Raw genomic sequence first — 19,443 nt, forward strand, 5'->3', positions numbered from 1 at the left:
CCGCTCCAGCAATCGTCAAGTCTGCCCAAGCCGATCCCATCCAAAAGCATCGCATACCGCGCCGGGCGCGGTTTAAATGTCATAGGCCAGATTGGGTCCCAGCCAGCGCTCTATCTCGGCGAGCGGCAGGCCCTTGCGCTCGGCATAGTCGATCACCTGGTCTTTATTGATCTTGCCGACGGCAAAATAGCGGCTGTCGGGGTGAGAGAAATAAAGCCCGGAGACCGCCGCGGTGGGGACCATGGCCTTGGACTCGGTGAGCCAGATACCGGTATTGCGTTCCGCGTCCAGCAGTTCCCACAGCAAGTCCTTCTCGGTGTGATCCGGACAGGCCGGGTAGCCGATGGCCGGGCGGATGCCCTGATATTGCTCGTCGATCAGCGCCGCGGTGTCGAGACCCTCGTCCTGCGCATACCGCCAGTGACGGGTGCGGATCCGGTGATGGAGCAGTTCGGCTAAGGCCTCGGCGAGGCGGTCGGCGAGCGCTTTCAGCAGCAGGGCCGAATAGTCGTCGTGATCGGCTTCGAAGCGTTTGACATGGGCATCGATTCCCGCGCCCGCGGTGCAGGCGAAACCGCCCAGATAGTCCGGAATCCCGATCTCCGCCGGGGCGATGAAGTCCGCCAGACACTCGTTGGGCCGGCCCGGGGGCTGCTTGCCCTGTTTGCGCAGAAAGTGGAAGCGCAGACGCTCATCACTTCGGGTCTCATCCGTATAGATCACGACATCGTCGCCGACCGCGTTGGCGGGAAAGAGCCCGATCACGGCTTGCGCGGACAGCCATTGTTCGGTCACGATCTGGTGCAGCATGGCCAGCGCATCGGCGTGCAGCTTGCGCGCTTCTTCGCCCTTCTCGGGGTCGTCCAGAATCTGCGGGAAGCGCCCCTTGAGCTGCCAGGCGTGGAAGAAGAAGGTCCAGTCGATATAGGCGGCGATCTCATCCAGCGGGATGTCGCGCAGCACCTGAATACCCGGCTCGGCCGGAGTGGGCGGCTGGTAATGCTCCCAGTCGATCGGCACCCGGTTGGCCTGGGCCTGCGCCAGCGGGATCAGGTCGCGCGCCTCGTCGCGGGCGGCGCGGCGGATGCGGATCTCCTCGTACTCGGCGCGGATGGCTGCCACGTAGTTGGGCTTCAGATCCTTGGAGAGCAGGCTGCCGGCCACGCCGACGGCGCGCGAGGCATCTTTCACGTGCACCACCGGGTGCGCGTACTGGGGCTCGATCTTGACCGCGGTGTGGAGCTTGGACGTGGTGGCGCCGCCGATCAGCAGCGGCACGGTGAAGCCCTGGCGCTGCATCTCCTTCGCAACATGGACCATCTCATCGAGCGAGGGGGTGATGAGCCCCGAGAGCCCGATGAGGTCGGCATTGACCTCGCGCGCCTTGGCGAGAATGCGGTCGGCCGGGACCATGACGCCCATGTCGATGACGTCATAGTTGTTGCACTGGAGCACCACGCCGACGATGTTCTTGCCGATGTCGTGCACATCGCCCTTGACCGTGGCGAGCAGAATGCGGCCCTGGGTGTCGCCCTCGCACTTCTCCTGCTCCAGATAGGGTTCGAGATAGGCGACGGCTTTCTTCATGACGCGCGCCGATTTCACGACCTGCGGCAGGAACATCTTGCCCTCGCCGAACAGATCGCCGACCACGTTCATGGCCGCCATGAGCGGGCCTTCGATGACGTTGATCGGTTTGCCCAACTGTTGGCGGGCCTCCTCGGTATCGGCCTCGATGAAGTCGGTGATGCCCTTGATGAGGGCATGCGCAATGCGCTTTTCGACCGGCTGTTCACGCCAGGTCAGATCCTGTTTGTTCTCGATCCCGGAACCGTCGCCTTTGTACTTGGGGGCCAGGTCGGTCAGACGCTCGGTGGCGTCGGGGCGTCGGTTGAGGATCACGTCCTCCACCGCGTCGCGCAGCTCGGCGGGCAGGTCGTCATAGACCGCCAGTTGGCCGGCGTTGACGATGCCCATGTCCATGCCGGCGCGGATGGCATGGTAGAGAAAGACCGAGTGGATCGCCTCGCGGACCGGATTGTTGCCGCGGAACGAAAAGGACACGTTGGAGACCCCGCCCGAGACCTTGGCATGGGGCAGGTGGGCCTTGATCCGGCGGGTGGCCTCGATGAAGTCCACCGCGTAGTTGTTGTGTTCCTCGATGCCGGTGGCGACCGCGAAAATGTTGGGGTCGAAGCAGATGTCCTCGGGCGGGAAGCCGATCTCGTCGACCAGGATGCGGTAGGCGCGCTGACAGATCGCGAACTTGCGCTCTTCGGTGTCGGCCTGACCCTGTTCGTCGAAGGCCATCACGACGACCGCCGCGCCATAGCGTCGGCACTTGCGGGCGTGTTCGCGGAAGACGTCCTCGCCCTCTTTCATGCTGATGGAATTGACGATGGCCTTGCCCTGGACACACTTGAGCCCGGCCTCGATCACCTCCCATTTGGAGGAGTCGATCATGATCGGCACGCGGGCGATGTCCGGCTCCGCCGCGATCAGGTTCAGAAAGCGGACCATGGCCGCCTTGGAGTCCAGCATCGCCTCGTCCATATTGATGTCGATGATCTGGGCGCCGTTCTCCACCTGGTTGCGCGCCACGTCCAGGGCGGCATCGAAGTCGCCGTTCAGGATCATCTTCTTGAAGACGGCGGAGCCGGTGACGTTGGTGCGTTCACCGACGTTGATGAAGTTGGCGGTGGATCGGCTTGGAGTGGTCATGGCTGTTTGCGGAAGGGGTGTTCGACCTTGATGCCGTCGCTGTCGCGGCCGCTCTGCAGGTCTTCGATGTAAAGGATGTGGGCCTTGGCGCGTCGGGTGGTCGCGAGGTCGCGCGTATTCTCCAACGGGATCAGTGTATCACGGGGCCGCGTGGTACTCACCCGTGCGTCTCGGTTGATCCTGGGAGGCAAGCGGCGTCCGCTGCGGTCCGTCACGGAGCATCGCGGCCGCGGGTTGGATCAAGCGAGCGTTGATCAGCGCTCTACCGCAAGGCATGGGCGCTCAATTCGCGTCATCCCGCGGTGCGGGATCGGCCGGCCGGAGGCTGCCCGCCTGATCCAGATAATGGCGGGCCTCGGCGAGCAGTCGCTTGCGTCCGAACAGAATCTGCCACCGGTTACCACCGATCTGGCGCCACAGCAGGGCCGAGCGGACGGCGGCCAGGAGCAGGGCGCGGATGCGGTGTTGGTTGTCCGGGTTCTGTAAGTGCAGCGCGACGCCGCGCACCAGGATGCGCGGCGACAGGCGGCTGAGCACCTCGCTGTAGAGGTCGGCGAAGTGGGCGAGCAGATTGGGGTGCAGCAAGGGGAAGTGTTCGCGCTTCTCGGCGGCCGCCTTGATGCCCTGGCCGATGCGCGCGAGCAGGTCGGGGCGGGCGGACAGGCTGCGTTCGAGCTTGAGGACCGAGACGATACAACGGGTGAGTTCCAGGTCGCGCTCGGGTCGGCCGGTGAGGTGCGCGACGACCTGACGCGCCCCATTCGCCACGGCCCCCGGTGGGCCGTAGACGGCGGTCACGTCATCCGCATCGACTTGGAACAGACTATGGATGCAGGGCTCCATGGCGCTGACGTCGGCGCTCCCGGTGCGGGCGATGCGTACCACGCTGGCGACCGCCTGAAACATGCCGGCGAGGGCGGTGATGCGATCCTGATCGTCATGGGCCATGGGGGATTCGGCTCCTTGGGGCGATTGCTTGCAAGGTGACAGGATACCAGCGACCGCCCCGTTTTGCCTTGAGGCGATTACGGCTGTGCCCGGTCCACCGTGGCTCCGCCAAGACAGCAATCCCCCCGGTAGAAGACCAATGCCTGGCCGGGTGTCACCGCCCGCTGGGGTTCCGCAAACCGGACCTCGCAGCGTTGCTCCGTGATCTGGGTCAGCGTGCAGGCCTGCAACGGCTGGCGATGGCGCAGCCGGGCGTGACAGGGGAACGGCAGCGGGCCGGGTGGCGACCCGCTGATCCAGTGCAGCCGGTCGGCGGTCAGGGATTGGGACTGGAGCAGTGGGTGGTCGCCGCCCTGGACCAGGATCAAGCGGTTGTGGGCCGGATCCTTGGCCGCGACGAACCAGGGTGCCGCGCCGCCGCCCGCCACCCCGCCGACGCCGAGTCCCTGGCGTTGGCCGATGGTGTAATAGGACAAGCCCTGGTGTTCACCCAGGCGGTGTCCGTCCGGGGTCTCGATCGGACCGGGCGCGCGCGGCAGATAGCGGGCGAGGAAGTCGCGAAATCGCCGTTCGCCGATGAAACAAATGCCGGTGCTGTCGCGCTTTCCGGCATTGGCCAGCCCGAGCTCGCGGGCGATGGCCCGGACCTCCGGCTTGGTGAGATCGGCCAGCGGAAACAGGCTGCGGGCGAGTTGAGTCTGGTCCAGGAGGTAAAGAAAGTAGGTCTGATCTTTGTTCGGATCGGCGCATAGCCGCAGTTGGCAGCCCTCCGTGTCGCGGGTGATCCGGGCATAGTGACCGGTGGCGATCCAGTCGGCGCCGAGCCCCAGGGCGTGATCCAGGAAGGCGCGAAACTTGATCTCGCGGTTGCACAGCACGTCCGGATTGGGGGTGCGCAGCGCCCGGTATTCCTCCAGGAAATACGCGAACACCTGGTCCCAATACTCGGTGGCGAAGTTCACCGTATGCAGCCGGATCCCCAGCCGGTCGGCCACCGCGGCGGCATCGGCCAGATCTTGGGCGGCGGCGCAGTAACCGGGTGCGTCGTCTTCCTCCCAGTTCTTCATGAACAGGGCCTCGACCCGGTATCCCTGCGCAATCAGCCGGTGCGCCGCCACCGCCGAGTCCACCCCGCCCGACAGACCGATCATCACGTGATCGCCGGGGTTCATACGATCACCCATACCTTATCAGTCCTGCGACAGGCCGCCCAGGTTCGCCCGCAACCACTGATCCGTCCATGAGACGATCTGATCGAGCCCCGCCTGCTGATCCAAAGTAGGGGTATTCGGGTCGGCCGCGGGATCGTTTTCATTGCAGATCCCGTAATGGTTCGCTCCGGCGATGGCGATCAAGGCGTGGGGCTGCTCCAGCAACGGCAGGGTCTGATCGGCCTTGATCGGGGCGGCGACACCGTCCACCGTTCCCTGCAGCAATGCGACGGCGACCCCCGATGTATCCCGGTCCACATCGGTGCGGTTGCTACCGTAAACCACGACGGCCTTGAGTGGGCCGGGATCGAAAAAGCTGATCTCATTGACCTGATCGTCGCCGTCGACATCCTTGCACAGAAAAGGAGGTTCACAGACGCCGGCGGCGGCATTGATGGCGACCGACCCTCCAAAGGAATGACCGACCACGCCCAAGCGGTTGGTATCGACGATTCCGAACAGGTTCGAGGAGGGATCGCCATCCTCGACAATCATTTGATCCAGTGCTTCGGTCAACACGCTGACCTCGGTAAACAGTGCGTCACCGAAACCCGGTATGAATTGTTCGTGGTTCGGGATGATCACCACGTAGCCATTTGCCGCGAGCCGCCGTCCAAACCGGGAGTAATTCGATTTATCCACCAGCGCGCCTTGCAGGACCACCACCAGGGGAAACGCGTCCTGGAACCGTTGGTTGAACTTGCGCGGAATGACGGGGGCGTAGACGTCGGCAACATCACCACTTGAGAGGATGATGGTCTGTGCTCTCACCTCGCCAGTCCAATGGCCCGGTGGTTTCGCGCTGCCGATCATGGGGATGACCAAGCAGACGCAGAGGAGCAGTGATCGAGCATCGAGGGGCACACGCATAGCAGACTCCTAATCAGACAAGGACATGGTTGAGGTCAGCCGGGAAGAGGCACGGTCAGAGTACAGGAAGGACGGAGAGGAAAACCAGCCATCCGCAAGCGGCCTTGATCATCGTTCCGGCCGGCGACGGCCTGTCCGCAACTGGAGATCGAGGCTCTAGCCGGTGGCGATTCCCGAGATCTCAAAGAAAATCAGCGGTGCCTGCGCGCCGGACCGGCTAAAGCCTCGACCTCCACGACTTGACGGTCCCGCGTTTCCCGGCCGCATTCCGGGCGCCAACGGTTGCACCGCCGTCCGTGACTCTGCCATTCTGTAGCGCTTCTCGGAAGCCGCTAACATCCGCGGGCCGGTGCGACTGGCGACGGCTCAGGCTCGCCGATATCGGGGAGGTTGGGCCCAACTTGGGCGCCTGATCCTGAGCCTGTCGGCTATCGGTATCGTGCGATTCGTTGATCCGGATCGCCTTATACCGGCCGGCGGATTCCGCTCCGGCAGTCCCCCGATGAGTTACCTGTACCAAGCGCCCCGAGGGCCACGCCGAGGTTGCCATGAACCAGTCTGACCGCGAATTGTTTCTGGGCTTCGGCATCCACGTCGAGGGCCGACCGCTCTTGGAACGTTGCTTCGACCCCACCCCCGCGCGCCGGTCGCCGCTGGCCGCGGGCGAGGCGGTCGGTGAGGGCGACTATGTGCTCGCCGAGACGGACCCCCGTGGCGCGCGGGTGCGCGAGCGTCTCGCCACCTCCGGCAGCGCCTTGGCCGCGGTTTATGCGCTGGCCGTGTGCCACGGGCTGAATCCCGTGTTTCCGCCTCGGGTCATGGCGGACGCGGATGCGCTGCGCGCACGCCCAGGAATCGACGACCCCCTGCTCGCGGACCTGACGGAACTGCCGTTCTGCACCATTGATGGTCCCACGACCCGCGACCTGGATCAGGCGCTCCACGTCGAAGCCTTGGCGACGGGCTTTCGGCTCCATTACGCCTTGGCGGACGCGGCCTGGTTCGCGCCCCTGGGCAGCGCCCTGTTCGCGGAGGCCCTGCGGCGGGCATCGAGCTTCTATCTGCCGGGGCTCACGATCCCCATGCTCCCCAGGGTGCTGTCCGAAGACATCGTCTCGCTCGCCCCTGAGGTTGCACGGCGGGCGTTGGTCATGGTTCTGGAACTCGACGCCGACGGCCAGGTCAGTCGGCGCGACTGGGTGCGGGCGCGGATCCGCAGCCGCGCCAAGCTGGCGTTCGGGCAGGTGGCGCGGATGCTTGCCGGTGATGCCGGCGCCGGCCCGGACGCGCCTGCATTACTCGCGAGCTTGGCCGCCTTTCGCGACCTGGGCGAGACCCTGGCGCGGCGGCGCGACCGGGAGGGGGTGGTGCGCTATCGGCGCGATGAGGTCGATCTGACCCTGATCGAGGGCGGCCGAGGACTGGTCCCGGTGCGGCCGGTGGTGAACCCCGTGGAGCGCTGGAATGAAGAGGTCTCGGTGCTCTGCAACACGCAGGGCGCGTGCTTCCTCCTGGAGGGTGACAACGCCGACGATGCCATCGAGCCGATCTACCGGGTCCACCCGGCCCCGCCGCCCGCGGCGCTGGCCGCGTTGGAGCGGCGTCTTGCCGGACTGGTCGCGCTGCGGCAGCTCGCCCCGGCGGTCTGGACCTGGCAGCGGCAAGCGGGTCAGAGCCTGGCCGACTATCTGCGCGGGCTGCCGGTCGACGGGGAGGCGGGGCGGCTGGCCCAGGTGGTGAACCGGCAGGCGGTGATCACCAACCTGCGCGCCACCTACTCGGCCGAGCCGGCGCCCCATGCGGGGGTGGGGGCCGAAGTCTACGGCCGCTTCACCGCCCCCATGCGGGAGATCGTGGGCATCTTCCTGCACCACGAAACCATCGAGAAGCAGACCGGAGCCGCGCTCAGCGGTGCGAGCAAGGATCGTGCGCTGCGCCAACGGGTCATCGACGGCGCCAACCGTGCCCGGGAACTCCAGTCACGGCTGGTGAAGGATCTCAACCGGGCCGTCATCGATGCGCTCTTCCGGGCGGACCTGGATCTCCCCGCGGCCGAGCGGCCACGCCGACGCGGGACCGTGATGGGTCTGCAAGGCAATCGGCTCTACTGTTTGCTCGACGACCCGCCGCTGGAGGTCAAGGTCTATACCGCCGATGTGGCGGAGGCGGTGGGCGAGCCGGTGGCGATCGACCCGGACGGCATTGCCTTGCGGGCCAGCGCCGATGGCCGCGTGCTGGCGCGGCTGGGTGACCGGGGGCGACTCGACGTCCGGAGTTTCGATGCGCCGCGGGACCGCTGGGTCTTCGGTCTGCTGGCCGATTGACATCGAACGGGGGAGCGCGGCCGTCGGGACAGAGGTCAAGAACCGCCATGTGACCGCCGCCCCTGATGGCCTCGATCAAGATTCCGGCCACTTGGGCTCGCCGGGTGCGTAGTTAGGCCATCCTGGCCTGACACCGTCAGGGCTGGAAGCCCTGACTACTGAAAGGCTCCAGGTCTTTCGCCGCCAGACCTTGTTGACCCATGCGGAATTTGATGGCCTCCACCGGGTCGGCAGGGCCGATGGGGTAATGTCGGTTCTCGTAAGCCTCGACCAACGTCACGAGCACCTCCATCTCATCTGCCTCGGGCGTCCCTGGAGTTGCTTGGAAAATGGACTCCAGCCGTTCGAACGCGGCGCGCAAGTCCGCGTCATTGCGTATCGGCTGAATCGTCATTCATTGAACACCACTCGGTTGTTGCCGCACATTTTAACTCCCAAATCGGGAGGCTTGACCGCTCGACGCAAAGTCCAGCAATTCCAAATTTGGGCAGTATCGCGCAGCCCCCCTGGTGGATGCGGCGCGCACGACCGGCGTGCCGGGTCCCTGACACCGAGCGGCGCGCCTTATCCACCCTACAGCGGGTCGGTGTTGTAGGGTGGATAAGCGCAGCGCATCCACCATCAGCCTCGCTGCCGGCACGCTGTCGGCGGGCAGCCACCCAAAATTGGAACTGCTGCGCAAAGTCTCGCATCGCGGCGGAGTCGCCAACCGCCGTTCTGGTCCTGCACTGCCTGGGGCGGCCGGTGTCCCGTCCACTGTCAACCACCTTTCCGCGCGTGTTATCCTCAATCGTGGATCCACCAGCGCAAATCCGCGGAGTCGTTGCCATGGCGTTCAGACTGATCGAGTTGGAAGACGGCACCTTGATCGAGGTCGAGGCGACCGCGGCGCAGGTGGAGCAGGTGGCCGACGGACCGCGGCTGATCAAGGGGCGCCGAAGCCTGAGCCAAAGCCGGAGCCGAAGCCGGACCCCAGCGTCGGCTGAATCCCGCGGCGCGGCAAGGAGGGCGTTTGGTGACACACTGGGCCGAGGCCGACTGGGACTCGATCGTTCAGGTCACTGCCGGCCGGCCGTCCGGCAGTAAAGAGACCGTCGGGACAGGCTTCGTCGTCCAGGTCGCGGACGACGCCACCTGGGTCGTCACCTGTGCCCATGTGATCGAGGACGGCGCGCCGGACGGGCTCAGGGTCGACGGCAGACCGGCCCAGGTTGTCGGCAAGGAGCGCCCCGACATTGATCTGGCCGTCCTCAAGGTCAAGGGCCGCCTGGATGCCCGGCCTTGGGATCTGACCACCCTGAACGGCAAGGCGGCGGATATCCCCGGATGGCATGCCGTGGCGCAGGGCGAGGATCGCCAGTGTGACGTGCTGCGGACGACGATCGGACGCAAGAAGCGTTTCTCAGGCAAGCCCGGAACCATCCAGCACGCCTGGGCGCTGGAGGTCGTGGGTTTCGCCGATGCGGACCCCCAACTGTTCGACCCGCAAGCGCCCCTGATCGACCACGGCTTCAGCGGCGCGCCGGTGATCTGTCAGGCTCAGCACGCCGTCTTTGCCGTGGCCCGCTACAAGCACGGCGACGGGAAGGCCGGCTACGCCATCTCCATCGAGCACCTGAACGCCATCTGGCCGGACGACGCCCCCAGGCCCGTCTGGCAAGACCTGCCGGGCCAGCCGCTCGACGGCCATGCCGTCCAGGTGCTCGCCGACCTCTTTTCGGCGCTCCCCGCGGGCCTGACCCTCGACGCCCTCAAGGTCCATTGCGAGCGGTGCGCACCCCCCGGCCTCGAACTCGACTTTCCGCCCGGCGGCGACCCCTTTGCCTTTCTCTTCTGGCTGATCCGCAAGGGTCGCCTGGTGAACCGCCATCGCTTGCTCTACGACGTGCTGGCGCGCCTGGAGCCCGCGATCACGGACGATCTGAGACGACAGCGCCTGCGCCGCATCCGGGACGCCATCGCCGCGTGCGATCCGGACCTCGACTGCACCCAGCCCGCGGCGGACGCGGGCCTCGATCATCGTTCCGAACGCATCTGGGTCGATCTGCGCCCGCGGGCAGACTCGGGCGACCTGACCCCACTGGATCGGCTGATCTGGGGCATCACCGGCGACCGTCCCGGCGGAACATCACGAGATTGGCCGCCCAGGGCTGCTGGCCGGAACGATGATCAAGGCCATCCGCGCGCTCCCCCAGACCCGCCGGTAGGCCCGGTGGATCCGCCGATCGTGCCAACCAAGGTGCCGGTGGCTTCAAGCGCAAACACCGCTGCGATCAGCCCCGACGCCACCGCCGTGCGCCCCGTCAGCCAGTGTCCGGACCTGCAGACCCAATCCCTCTCGGATGCCCTGGACGCCGCCCGCGACGAGGAAGTGCGACTCGTCTGTGCCGGGGCGGATGCCGGCGCGGTCCAGGCGCGGATACTGGATCTCAAGCGGCGCATCCGCGAAGGCGGGCGGTTGCGCGTTGGCGATGATCTGCTCGGTCGTTACAAGCTCGTCGCAAAGCTTGGTCACGGCGGATTCGCGACGATCTTCAAGGCGTTCGATACGCATGCGCGCCGCCTGGTCGCCCTGAAGGTCCTGCATGGCCAGTACGGCGACGACAAGAGCCGGGTGGAACGCTTTTTCCGTGGTGCCCGCAAGATGGCGGAGCTGCACCACCAGGGCATCGTCCAGGTCTTCGACTCCGACCTGGTGGATGAGGGACACTACTTCTTCGTCATGGAGTGTCTCCCCGGCGGGGATCTGCGCCAGGCCGTGCTGCGCCGCAGCGTGGCGGCCGAGGCGGCGCTGGACCTGATCCTGAGCGTGGGCGCCGCCCTGGCCTTTGCCCACGCCCGCGGGATCATCCATCGGGACATCAAGCCGGCCAACATTGTGCTCGACGCCGCGGGGTCGCCCAAGCTCACCGACTTCGATCTGGTGCGGGCCGGCGATACGACCGGGGGCACCCGCACCGGCGCGCTCGGGACCTTCGGCTACGCGGCCCCTGAATTGCTGTCTCGGCCACAGGATGCCGATGCCCGGGCCGATGTCTACGGCTTGGGGATGACCGCCATCTTTGCCCTGTTCGGCGCGGACCCGCCCCTGCAGGAGACCCTGTTCAACGCCGCGCGCTTCATCGACCGGTTGGCGGTCCGCGCCGCGGTCAAGCCGGTCCTGTGCCGTGCCATCGCCTGGGAGATCGGTGAGCGTTATCCCGACGTTGAATCCTTCTGCACGGCGCTGGGTCAAGCGCGCCAGGCGCGCGAGCCGCGGCTGGTTGCGGTGACGTCCGACAGTGCGTCTGCTGCGCCGCCGGATGCGGACCTTCCCCAAAGGTCGCCGGCCCATGCGAACTTGCGGGAGCCCGTTCACTTCCGCGACCCTTTCACGGATGGCTCGGGTGAGGCCCCGGAGATGATCTGGCTGCCCGGCGGCACCTTCCGCATGGGCAGCCTCGCAGGTGCCCGTTCCGACGACGAGCGGCCGGTCCATGACGTGACCTTGAGCCACTATGCGGTCGGCAAGTATCCGGTCGCGGTCGGAGAGTTTCGCCGGTTCTGCGTTGCGACCGGCTACCGCACCGAGGCGGAGCAGGGGGACGGTGCCTCTGTGCGGACCAAAGAGGAATGGGGCAAGAAGAAGAACGCGAGCTGGCGCAACCCCTATTGTGCGCAGGACGACCGCCACCCCGTGGTCTGCATCAGTTGGAAGGATGCCCAAGCCTATTGCGATTGGCTCGGCAAGGAGACCGGTCAGACCTATGGTCTGCTGAGCGAGGCGCAGTGGGAGCACGCCTGCGGGACGGGCAGTGTGACGCGCTACTGCTTCGGCGACGATGCGAATCAACTGGGGGACTACGCCTGGTACAGCCGCAATGCGGGTGACGGGACCCGTCCGGTCGGACTAAAGCAAGCCAATGCCTGGGGGCTGCACGAGCTGCACGGCAATGTGTCGGAGTGGTGTCGGGACTGGTACTCGGGCGACTACTACCAGTCGTTCGTAGGGTCCGCTGTGCGGACCGGCGCCCCCGAAGCGAGCGCGGCGCATGGTCCGCACAGCGGACCCTACGGCGACTCGCAGTCTACTCGCACTACGGCGAGTGGCCTTGCAGTGGCTGCGAGTGGCGCTGCAGTGGCCGCGAGCAGCGGCGAGCAGCCACTGGCAACTGATCCCAGTGGCCCCGAGACGGGCTCCTGCCGGGTGGTTCGCGGCGGCTCCTGGGGCTCCGGCGCCGACGACTGCCGTTCGGCGTACCGCTACAGGTACGGGCCGTCCCTCCGCTACAGCAACCTCGGTTTCCGCCTTTCGAGGACTGGCCCTTTACACTCTTACCCTTTTACCCTTGTCGGCGTGCCACCGCCCAAGGCGCCTGCGTCGACAGTACCGGCCACCCATCCCCGTTTCGCGCCCTATGAGGTCTTCCGCGATCCGCTGGATGGCGCGGGCCAGGACGGCGCTGCGCAGCAGGCGCTCGCGGCCCCGGAGATGGTCTATCTCCCCGGCGGGACCTTCCTAATGGGCGACGAACAAGGCGGCAGCGACGAACAGCCGGTCCATCCGGTCAGCGTCCCCGCCTTCGCCATGGGGCGCACCCCGGTCACCTGGCGCGACTACCTGCGCTTTTGCGAGGCAACCGACAGCCACTGGCCGGAATGGTTGGAAAAGGGCGGTCAGTACCACTTGGAGACCGGCAACAACGACTATTACGCGAAGCGCGGCATCGGCCGCGAGGCGCTGGACCTGCCCGTGGTCGGCATCGGCTGGGAGGATGCCGGTGCCTACTGCGCGTGGCTGAGCGATCAGACCGGCGAGCGTTACGCACTGCCCAGTGAGGCGCAGTGGGAATATGCCTGCCGTGCCGGAGGTGCGACCCGCTGGTGTTGCGGTGACGACGCGGCCGGGCTGGGCGACTATGCTTGGTTCAGTGAGAATGCGGGCGGCCGGCTCCATCCGGTCGGTGAGAAACGGGCCAACGCCTGGGGGCTGCACGATACGCACGGCAACGTGTGGGAGTGGTGTGCGGACTGGTATGCGCCGGGCTACTACCAGCAACTCGCTGACGCACTGCTAGCAACCGCGAGCAGCGCCGAGCAGGCGGCGAGTGGCGGCCAGCAGCGCGCGAGCGGCCAGCGACACGCTGCCAATGCGCTTGGGATCGATGCCAGTGGAAACCCAGCAGGCGCCAGTGTCATGCAGCAGTCTGCCAGTGTGAACCCCAGTGGCCCTGAGTCGGGCTCCGTCCGGGTGATTCGCGGCGGCTCCTGGGGCAGCACCGCCGGCGGCTGCCGCTCGGTGTACCGCGGCAGGGGCGAGCCGTCCTACCGCCGCGGCGACCTCGGTTTCCGCCTTTCGAGGACCGTATAGCTTGGTACTTTTCCCCTCTTACCCTCGTCCGCGCCGGGATGCCCGGCACCGCTCCGATGCAGCACTGCGTCCCGGCGCCCGGCGACGCGGCGGTCATCTGATGCTGGTCCGGGTCTTCACTGCCGTTCGGCGTACTGCAACAGGAACGCGCCGTCCAATCGCAACAGCACCCTCGGCTTCCGCCTTTCGAGTACAGCGCATCCGCCCGTTGGGTGCCGTCTACGGATTGGTGCATCCGCGGACAAGGTCGGGCGCTATACCGATCGCATCACGCGGATGCCAGAGCGGCGGACGGTCCGCACAGCGGACGGTCCGCATAGCGGACCCTACGATAACACCGTAACCCGTAGGGTCCGCTAAGCGGACCGACGACCGTACAGATCGCGCAATGGCCGGAGTTATGACCAAGGCCCGGGCGCCGATCCGCGTGGCGCTGGAGCAAGCACCGAGTCCAGGATCAAGCTGCAGAAGCAGCTCTAGCGTTCGCACCTGATAGCCAGACAGACCTTCGTGTAGGGGCGGGTTTGAAACCCGCCTCTACGTCTGGTTATCGCGTCCGCAGGCTATCATCGCCAAGTTCCTGATCCAGATCGGCTCCGTCATTCAGCCAGCGTCTTGAGTGTGTTGCGATAGCGGCGCATGCCTGCTTCGGCCACTGACATCTGCTTCTGGAAGTCCGGATCATAGGGGGTGAGTCGATAACCACCCTCGGGCGATTCAGTCAGGATCACACGGTCGCCGTCCACGAGCTGCATGTGTGTCAACACCGCGTCAGGCAGATGCATCCCGAGCGCGTTACCCATTTTGACGGCAAAGGCGTCTGGCTGTGGACCCTCGCCTCGGGCTTGATCCTGTTCGTGATGGAGTTCTACACGCGGCGAGCGACCAGATTCTGCTACCGGGTCCCGATACCGGTGGGGCGGGGCTCGCGAAGCTCGCCGACAGTCCCTGTTGGGCATGGCTCGCCGGGCGGCTGACCGTCGTCTGGTGGTCCCTCGGCCAGGCGTGTCAGCGGCTCGCGGTGTTGCTCTCGTGGTGGCCGTTGCTCGGTCTCCTGGGGCTTGCTGCATGGGGCGATGGCTGGCTGCGGCGGCCCATCCGGCAGTTCTCCTTCGCCTATGCCAGTCCGCTGACCCATCATCTGGCGTTGCGGGTCGTGCTGTGGCTGGTCACCGGGGCGCTGCTGCTGCTCGTGGCGCCGGTGCCGTTGCCGGCGCTGGGTGTGCCCATAGTCGGGGCGGCCATCGCATTGCTCCTGGGGTTGGCTTTGGCGAATACACAGAAGCGGTTGTAGGCGGGGTCTGGGGGGTAGACGAGCGACGGGACGGCGGAAGTCAGCACATTGAGGGGCCTGAGACTTGGCGTCCGCTTGGGCAGGTCTCAGCCAGTTGTGCAGGACAACAGGCATCGGGGATGCTATTCGTAAACGACAACGCTCTCGCTTCCCAGCTCGACATAGCGAGGGCTTACTGCAAGTGCCTGGGCCAGCGCTTCCCAATGCTCGTCGAACAAGGCAAGCAAAGCGTTATCAGGCGACTCGCCGTAGCGGCTCGCCGGAAACCACCAACCGCGCATAGTGCAGACAGTCAAGGATATCCTCGCGCTCCAACTCCGGGTGATCGGCGAGGATCTCGTCCGTCCCCATACCCGCGGATACGAGATCGAGGACGACTTCCACCGGCCAGCGCATGTGACGGACGCACGGCTTGCCGTGGCAAATGTCCGGGTCGAGGGTGATACGGCTCAGATCTGGCATGACAGGACCTTGGTAAACCGGGTCGCAAGCTGCGGCGGCCCGGGGTTGAGCGGTCGTTGGTAACTGGGCCGCAGTATAGGTCAGGGCGAGTGCTGAGGATCGAGGAAATAGGTGCTCTACACAGCCTTCCTCGAGGTCAAGCTCGCGGCAGTCGATGACAAGAGATGCAGGCCACGCGAGCCGAACGGGTCAAGACCTGGATCGAGGAGTGGAAGCAGCAGGGTCTCCAGCAGGGACTTCGGCAGGGTCGCCAGGAAGGCAGGCAGGAAGGGCGACAGGAAGGCGAGGCCAAGGTGTTGCACCGACTGTTGAGCCGCCGTTTCGGCGCGTTGCCCGCGTGGGTGGATCAACGGTTGGAGCAGGCCAACAACGTGGACCTCGAATACTGGACCGACCGGGTGCTGGACGCACAGGCTCTCGATGACGTTTTCCAGCCCCAGAGTTGACCACGATTCGATTCGGTGCCTTTTCGTTCGGGTCTACGCCGCATTTTGCCAGGCACCAAAGACCGCGCTCAGCACGGACTGCGCCTGCGCCTGGATACCCGGACGCTCAGACTCACGGGGGCCGGCGCAGTTGAGCACCCGCACGCTATTCATCCGCAGCCAGGCCACCAGCTCGGCGACCACGACCGGGTGGTCGAGGTTGCGCAGCAGGAGTGGGCGGCCCCAGCGCCGGGAGAGTTGAATGGTGAGCCGGGTGCCGCCCGCAAGGTCGCCCCGGTGCAGGATCAAGGTGGCGTCGCTGTCGCGCACGTTCCACTCGGTGCGCGTTGCATGGTCGGTGCTCGGGGTCGGCGTGAGGGCATCACCGGTCGGGATGGGTCCGTCCTCCGCGAGGCGCCCGGCGGGGCACCACCCGCCGATCGGCAGGCCAAGGGCCAGCGCGGCTTCCAGCGCGGCCCGTTCGACCCCGGTCTGGCCGCCCGAAAACACCCGTCGGGTGGCGTCCTGGGAGGCCTCTCGATGGCGCAGAGCGGCGAGCAGGGCTTGGTCCTGACGCGCGAAATACTGACCCTCTTCGGCCCGCTCCTTGAGTTTGAGTTTATCTACGAATCCGCTCATGCTTGCCTCCGGAAGAAGTGCGCCAAGTGATGACGAGTAAGATGTGGAACTGCTGCTGCCTGAATCCAATATCCCAACCATTAGCCGACTGCGGTAGACTGGCTCGATACATGCTCCCTGCGTCGGGCAATCGACGAGACCTGGCCAGGGCACCCGGTGCCCGACCCGCGATCCGATCCCCGGTCCGATCAGGAGCCGCATCGCTATGCGCATCGTCCCCGCCCTCATCGAGACGCTCCGCAGGACCAGGCATCTGTTGGTCCTCACCGGCGCCGGGGCCTCTGCCGAAAGCGGCATCCCCACCTTCCGTGACGCGTTGACCGGCCTGTGGTCGCGGTTCGACGCCGCATCGCTGGCCACCCCCGATGCCTTTGCGCGCGATCCGGACCTGGTTTGGGGCTGGTACGCGTGGCGGCGGATGAAGGCGCTCCAAGCCGCGCCCAATCCCGGACACCGGGCCATCGCCGCCCTGGCGGCGCGGGTGCCGCGCTTGACCCTCGTCACCCAGAACGTCGATGACCTGCACGAACGGGCGGGCAGCCCGGCGGTTCTGCACCTGCACGGGAGTCTGCACGCCCCGCGATGCGTTCGCTGCGCCCGACCGTTCGACCTTGCGCCGGGTGTTCCCGACGAGCCCGAGGGTGGACGCCGTCTGGCCCCGCCGCGCTGCCCGCAGTGCGGGGGCGCCATCCGCCCCGGGGTCGTCTGGTTCGGCGAGTCGCTGGTGCCCGCGGTCCTGGACGCGGCCGAGGCGGCGGCCCGCGCCTGCGACCTGTGCCTGACGGTCGGGACCGCGTCCCTGGTCTACCCGGCCGCTGCCCTGCCGGGGATCGCCCGCGATGCTGGGGCGGCCCTGGTCCAGGTCAATCCGAGCCCCACGCCGCTGGACGGGATGGCCCGCCACACCCTGCGCGGGACCTGCGCCGAGGTCTTGCCCGCCCTGCTGGCGGCCGCCTGGCCAGGCTGAGCCTGGCGCCCCGGAGATGTCCGTGAGAGCCGAAGTCTTTACCAGGGCTGGCCGCCGGAGTCGCATCAACCGGTCGACCCGCGGCAACGACGTTCCGTTCTGAACCCTACTGTGGCGCCGACCATACGGCCTACTTGGCCGTCGGATGTGCACCGTTTAGACGCAGACTTAGACAGCCGTCAACACATGGTTGTTCGTCACCACGTAGTCGCCGCGGCCGACCACGAAACCGGAGCACGCTCCGACGTTGCCCTCCTTCGAGAAGCAGATCACGCGCACGGTCGAGGCGTCCATGTCATCGGCGAGCGCGTTTGCCGCCGCGATCTATGGGAGCAGCAGACAGGCGGCGGCCAGGGGGGATGGGCCAGTGGCACCTGGGCTTATGGGGATGCTGATCGGGAGTCATCGTTGCTCTTGGTTCCTCGGATCGAACCTGTCTACAATGGACGCAACAAATAGACATAAGGAGGCCATCGTGCCCTGGAATATCGCGCAAGCGAAGCAACGTTTCTCCGATCTCGTCAAACAGGCGGCCGCGGGGCCGCAATTGATCTACAACCGCAAGCGTCTTGTCGCCGCGGTCATCGACGTCGAGGAGTACCGCGCCTTCCAGCAATGGTCGCAAAAGGGCGGCGGGCCTACCCTCGCCGACGAGTTCGCCGAGCTGCGCCAAATCCTGTCCGAGGAGAACTGTACGCTGGTCGCCTCACCAAGGTCCACCCGACCGAACGCCCTGGTCGAGACGCTGGAGGCGGATGGGCGTGACCTACCTCGTTGACACCAACGTCATCAGCGAACTGTCCCGGCGCGAGCCCGATCCGGGCGTTCTGGCCTGGGCCGGGACCGTCATCCGGTATGCCGTCTCGGTCATCAGCGTGGACGAGGTCTTCTTCGGACTGGCGTGGCGTCCCAACGCCCGCGTGCTCGCCTGGATGGACGGTTATTTCCAGCGCCATGAGGCACTGCCGATCTCGCCGGTGATCGCGCGCCGCGCGGGCGAACTGCGGGGCCAGCTCGCCGCCCGCGGTGTCGTGCGGCATCAGGCGGACATGCTCATCGCCGCGACGGCTCAGGCGCATCAACTGACCCTGGTGACACGCAACACGCGGGACTTCGAGCACTGCGGTATCGGGCTGCTGAACCCGTTTAGTGACGCTTAAACGTGCTGCCACCAGTCCTTTCCTGGTCTCGAAGCTTCAGTTTGGTGGCCCACTGGTGGGACTCCGGCGTTGCGTGTCGCTCTGAGCGAGACGGGCTCTGCAATCCCATCCCGAAGGTTTCGGGGCTCGCAGGAGACGCGGGGGCTTTGGTTGTCCTTGCGGTAATATTGCTCGAAGGGGGCGTAACCGGCGCTGACCACCACGGACAAAGAGCGGCTGGGCTCGCCCAACGCCTGCCGGGCGGCACCGAAGTCCAGGAGGACGGGCCGCGTCCCGCCCGAGTCGATGCGTGCTAGGTAGATGTTCTGGGGCTTGATGTCACGGTGCAGAAAGTGCTTGGCATGAACCGCCCGCAGGCCGTCCAAGATCGGCAGCATCAGTTGCTTGGTCTGGTCCTCCGGCAGGCGCCCGCCCTGATGCTCCAGGTGCTCGGCGAGCGACAGCCCCCGGTATATAGGCCATGACCAAATAGGCGGTACCGTTGGCGTCGAAGAACTGGCGCACCCGCACGATGTTGGGGTGGTCGATCTGGGCCAGGGTGCGCGCCTCGCGCAGGAACTCATTGGAAAATGGCATCGAAAAATGGCGCGCCCGACAGGATTCGAACCTGTGACCCCAGCCTTCGGAGGGCTGTACTCTATCCATCTGAGCTACGGGCGCGTGGGAACCGGGAAGGACCCAAGGCCTGGCGGCTTGACGGGTCACCTGGATGCCATTTTTGATGGATCCACCGGACGGGTAAGTTTACATCGGTGTTGCTGATGCGTCCATACCCGCGTTGATTGAGACATTTGCGCTGCGGCGTTTTTCGCGGACGCGCCGGAACCCGGGGTCGGCGCCAGGTGGGCTGACGCACAGGCATTTCCTGGCGAGCATCGGCGAAATCGGGTCGCCGGGGCGCCCATTTGAGAATTATTCTCAACAACCCTGTCCCGCGGACAGCCGCGCCCGCAGGCGACGCGCGAGCGGCCTGGCCGGACGTGGCAGTCGGTGAGGGGCTATCCGGTCGCGGGGATGGGCTGAACCAGCGAACGCATTTGTTCGAGGCGACCGGCTTTGACGTGTCCCAGCG

Annotated in this window: 18 protein-coding genes and 1 tRNA gene; 7 read left to right on the top strand and 12 right to left on the bottom strand. The window is 66.2% G+C overall.

The features are described from left to right. Positions 1-72 precede the first annotated feature (72 nt). The 5 genes from metH to A39O_RS0107680 all read right to left on the bottom strand — a co-directional run bounded on the left by metH (position 73) and on the right by A39O_RS0107680 (position 5,750). Positions 73-2,721 carry a methionine synthase gene (gene metH / locus A39O_RS32510; protein WP_020504101.1) on the bottom strand — a complete coding sequence of 883 codons (2,649 nt, stop codon included), beginning with the start codon at positions 2,719-2,721 and terminating at the stop codon, positions 73-75. Next, positions 2,718-2,882 carry a PIN domain-containing protein gene (locus tag A39O_RS40545; protein WP_157639795.1) on the bottom strand — a complete coding sequence of 55 codons (165 nt, stop codon included), beginning with the start codon at positions 2,880-2,882 and terminating at the stop codon, positions 2,718-2,720. Before A39O_RS40545 ends, metH begins: the two co-directional genes overlap by 4 nt. Positions 2,883-3,003: 121 nt before the next feature. Further along, a complete protein-coding gene (gene hflD, locus A39O_RS0107670) occupies positions 3,004-3,669 on the bottom strand; it encodes a high frequency lysogenization protein HflD (RefSeq protein WP_020504103.1) in 666 nt (221 codons plus the stop codon). Positions 3,670-3,746: 77 nt separating this feature from the next. Beyond that, positions 3,747-4,853, bottom strand: coding sequence for a tRNA 2-thiouridine(34) synthase MnmA (gene mnmA / locus A39O_RS0107675; RefSeq protein ID WP_026199234.1), 1,107 nt, complete (start codon positions 4,851-4,853; stop codon positions 3,747-3,749). 6 nt (positions 4,854-4,859) lie between these two features. Further along, a complete protein-coding gene (locus A39O_RS0107680; RefSeq protein WP_020504105.1) occupies positions 4,860-5,750 on the bottom strand; it encodes an alpha/beta hydrolase family protein in 891 nt (296 codons plus the stop codon). A 548-nt stretch (positions 5,751-6,298) separates the two neighbouring features. On the opposite strand from A39O_RS0107680, the gene A39O_RS0107685 reads away from it, so the two are divergent. Further along, entirely contained in the window at positions 6,299-8,074 is a 1,776-nt protein-coding gene (locus A39O_RS0107685) for a ribonuclease catalytic domain-containing protein (RefSeq protein WP_020504106.1), read from the top strand. Positions 8,075-8,210: 136 nt separating this feature from the next. Here the strand turns inward: A39O_RS0107685 and A39O_RS32515 are convergent, their stop codons facing one another. Continuing rightward, the gene (locus A39O_RS32515; RefSeq protein WP_020504107.1) at positions 8,211-8,468 is read right to left on the bottom strand and encodes a helix-turn-helix domain-containing protein; all 258 of its coding nucleotides are present in this window, start codon (positions 8,466-8,468) and stop codon (positions 8,211-8,213) included. Positions 8,469-9,089: 621 nt separating this feature from the next. On the opposite strand from A39O_RS32515, the gene A39O_RS0107700 reads away from it, so the two are divergent. Next, a complete protein-coding gene (locus tag A39O_RS0107700) occupies positions 9,090-13,424 on the top strand; it encodes an SUMF1/EgtB/PvdO family nonheme iron enzyme (RefSeq protein ID WP_157639799.1) in 4,335 nt (1,444 codons plus the stop codon). Positions 13,425-14,023: 599 nt separating this feature from the next. On the opposite strand, the gene A39O_RS0107705 is transcribed toward A39O_RS0107700, so the two are convergent. Then, positions 14,024-14,179: an AbrB/MazE/SpoVT family DNA-binding domain-containing protein gene (locus tag A39O_RS0107705; RefSeq protein WP_245561818.1), complete on the bottom strand. Its 156-nt coding sequence runs from the start codon at positions 14,177-14,179 to the stop codon at positions 14,024-14,026. A gap of 71 nt (positions 14,180-14,250) precedes the next feature. On the opposite strand from A39O_RS0107705, the gene A39O_RS36355 reads away from it, so the two are divergent. Then, positions 14,251-14,718 carry a DUF4400 domain-containing protein gene (locus tag A39O_RS36355; protein ID WP_020504111.1) on the top strand — a complete coding sequence of 156 codons (468 nt, stop codon included), beginning with the start codon at positions 14,251-14,253 and terminating at the stop codon, positions 14,716-14,718. Positions 14,719-14,952: 234 nt separating this feature from the next. Here the strand turns inward: A39O_RS36355 and A39O_RS0107715 are convergent, their stop codons facing one another. Further along, positions 14,953-15,180 (bottom strand): DUF433 domain-containing protein, encoded by a 228-nt coding sequence (locus A39O_RS0107715; protein WP_020504112.1) that lies wholly within the window; start codon positions 15,178-15,180, stop codon positions 14,953-14,955. Between the two features lie 164 nt (positions 15,181-15,344). Between A39O_RS0107715 and A39O_RS43105 the strand changes: the two genes are divergently transcribed. Then, complete coding sequence (locus A39O_RS43105) at positions 15,345-15,626, top strand: DUF4351 domain-containing protein (protein WP_020504113.1); 282 nt, start codon at positions 15,345-15,347, stop codon at positions 15,624-15,626. A 33-nt stretch (positions 15,627-15,659) separates the two neighbouring features. Here A39O_RS43105 and A39O_RS0107725 read toward each other — a convergent pair whose 3' ends face one another. Further along, complete coding sequence (locus A39O_RS0107725) at positions 15,660-16,244, bottom strand: putative molybdenum carrier protein (protein WP_020504114.1); 585 nt, start codon at positions 16,242-16,244, stop codon at positions 15,660-15,662. Between the two features lie 205 nt (positions 16,245-16,449). Here A39O_RS0107725 and A39O_RS0107730 point away from each other — a divergent pair, with 205 nt between their 5' ends. Then, positions 16,450-17,211, top strand: a complete 762-nt coding sequence (locus A39O_RS0107730) for an SIR2 family NAD-dependent protein deacylase (RefSeq protein WP_020504115.1) — start codon at positions 16,450-16,452, stop codon at positions 17,209-17,211. A gap of 168 nt (positions 17,212-17,379) precedes the next feature. Here A39O_RS0107730 and A39O_RS42620 read toward each other — a convergent pair whose 3' ends face one another. Further along, on the bottom strand, positions 17,380-17,505 hold the full coding sequence (locus tag A39O_RS42620) for a hypothetical protein (RefSeq protein ID WP_020504116.1): 126 nt from the start codon (positions 17,503-17,505) through the stop codon (positions 17,380-17,382). A 181-nt stretch (positions 17,506-17,686) separates the two neighbouring features. Here A39O_RS42620 and A39O_RS40550 point away from each other — a divergent pair, with 181 nt between their 5' ends. Further along, on the top strand, positions 17,687-17,989 hold the full coding sequence (locus tag A39O_RS40550) for a type II toxin-antitoxin system Phd/YefM family antitoxin (RefSeq protein ID WP_083924575.1): 303 nt from the start codon (positions 17,687-17,689) through the stop codon (positions 17,987-17,989). Further along, the gene (locus A39O_RS32530) at positions 17,967-18,371 is read left to right on the top strand and encodes a type II toxin-antitoxin system VapC family toxin (protein WP_157639801.1); all 405 of its coding nucleotides are present in this window, start codon (positions 17,967-17,969) and stop codon (positions 18,369-18,371) included. The genes A39O_RS40550 and A39O_RS32530 overlap by 23 nt, the downstream gene beginning before the upstream one ends. On the opposite strand, the gene A39O_RS36365 is transcribed toward A39O_RS32530, so the two are convergent. After that, the gene (locus A39O_RS36365) at positions 18,368-18,934 is read right to left on the bottom strand and encodes a protein kinase domain-containing protein (protein WP_245561820.1); all 567 of its coding nucleotides are present in this window, start codon (positions 18,932-18,934) and stop codon (positions 18,368-18,370) included. The two genes, A39O_RS32530 and A39O_RS36365, sit on opposite strands and share 4 nt — an antisense overlap. 20 nt (positions 18,935-18,954) lie before the next feature. Continuing rightward, positions 18,955-19,031, bottom strand: a tRNA-Arg gene (locus A39O_RS0107755). Between the last annotated feature and the right edge of the window lie 412 nt (positions 19,032-19,443).

Source organism: Lamprocystis purpurea DSM 4197 (genome assembly GCF_000379525.1).
Classification (GTDB): Bacteria; Pseudomonadota; Gammaproteobacteria; order Chromatiales; family Chromatiaceae; genus Thiodictyon; species Thiodictyon purpureum.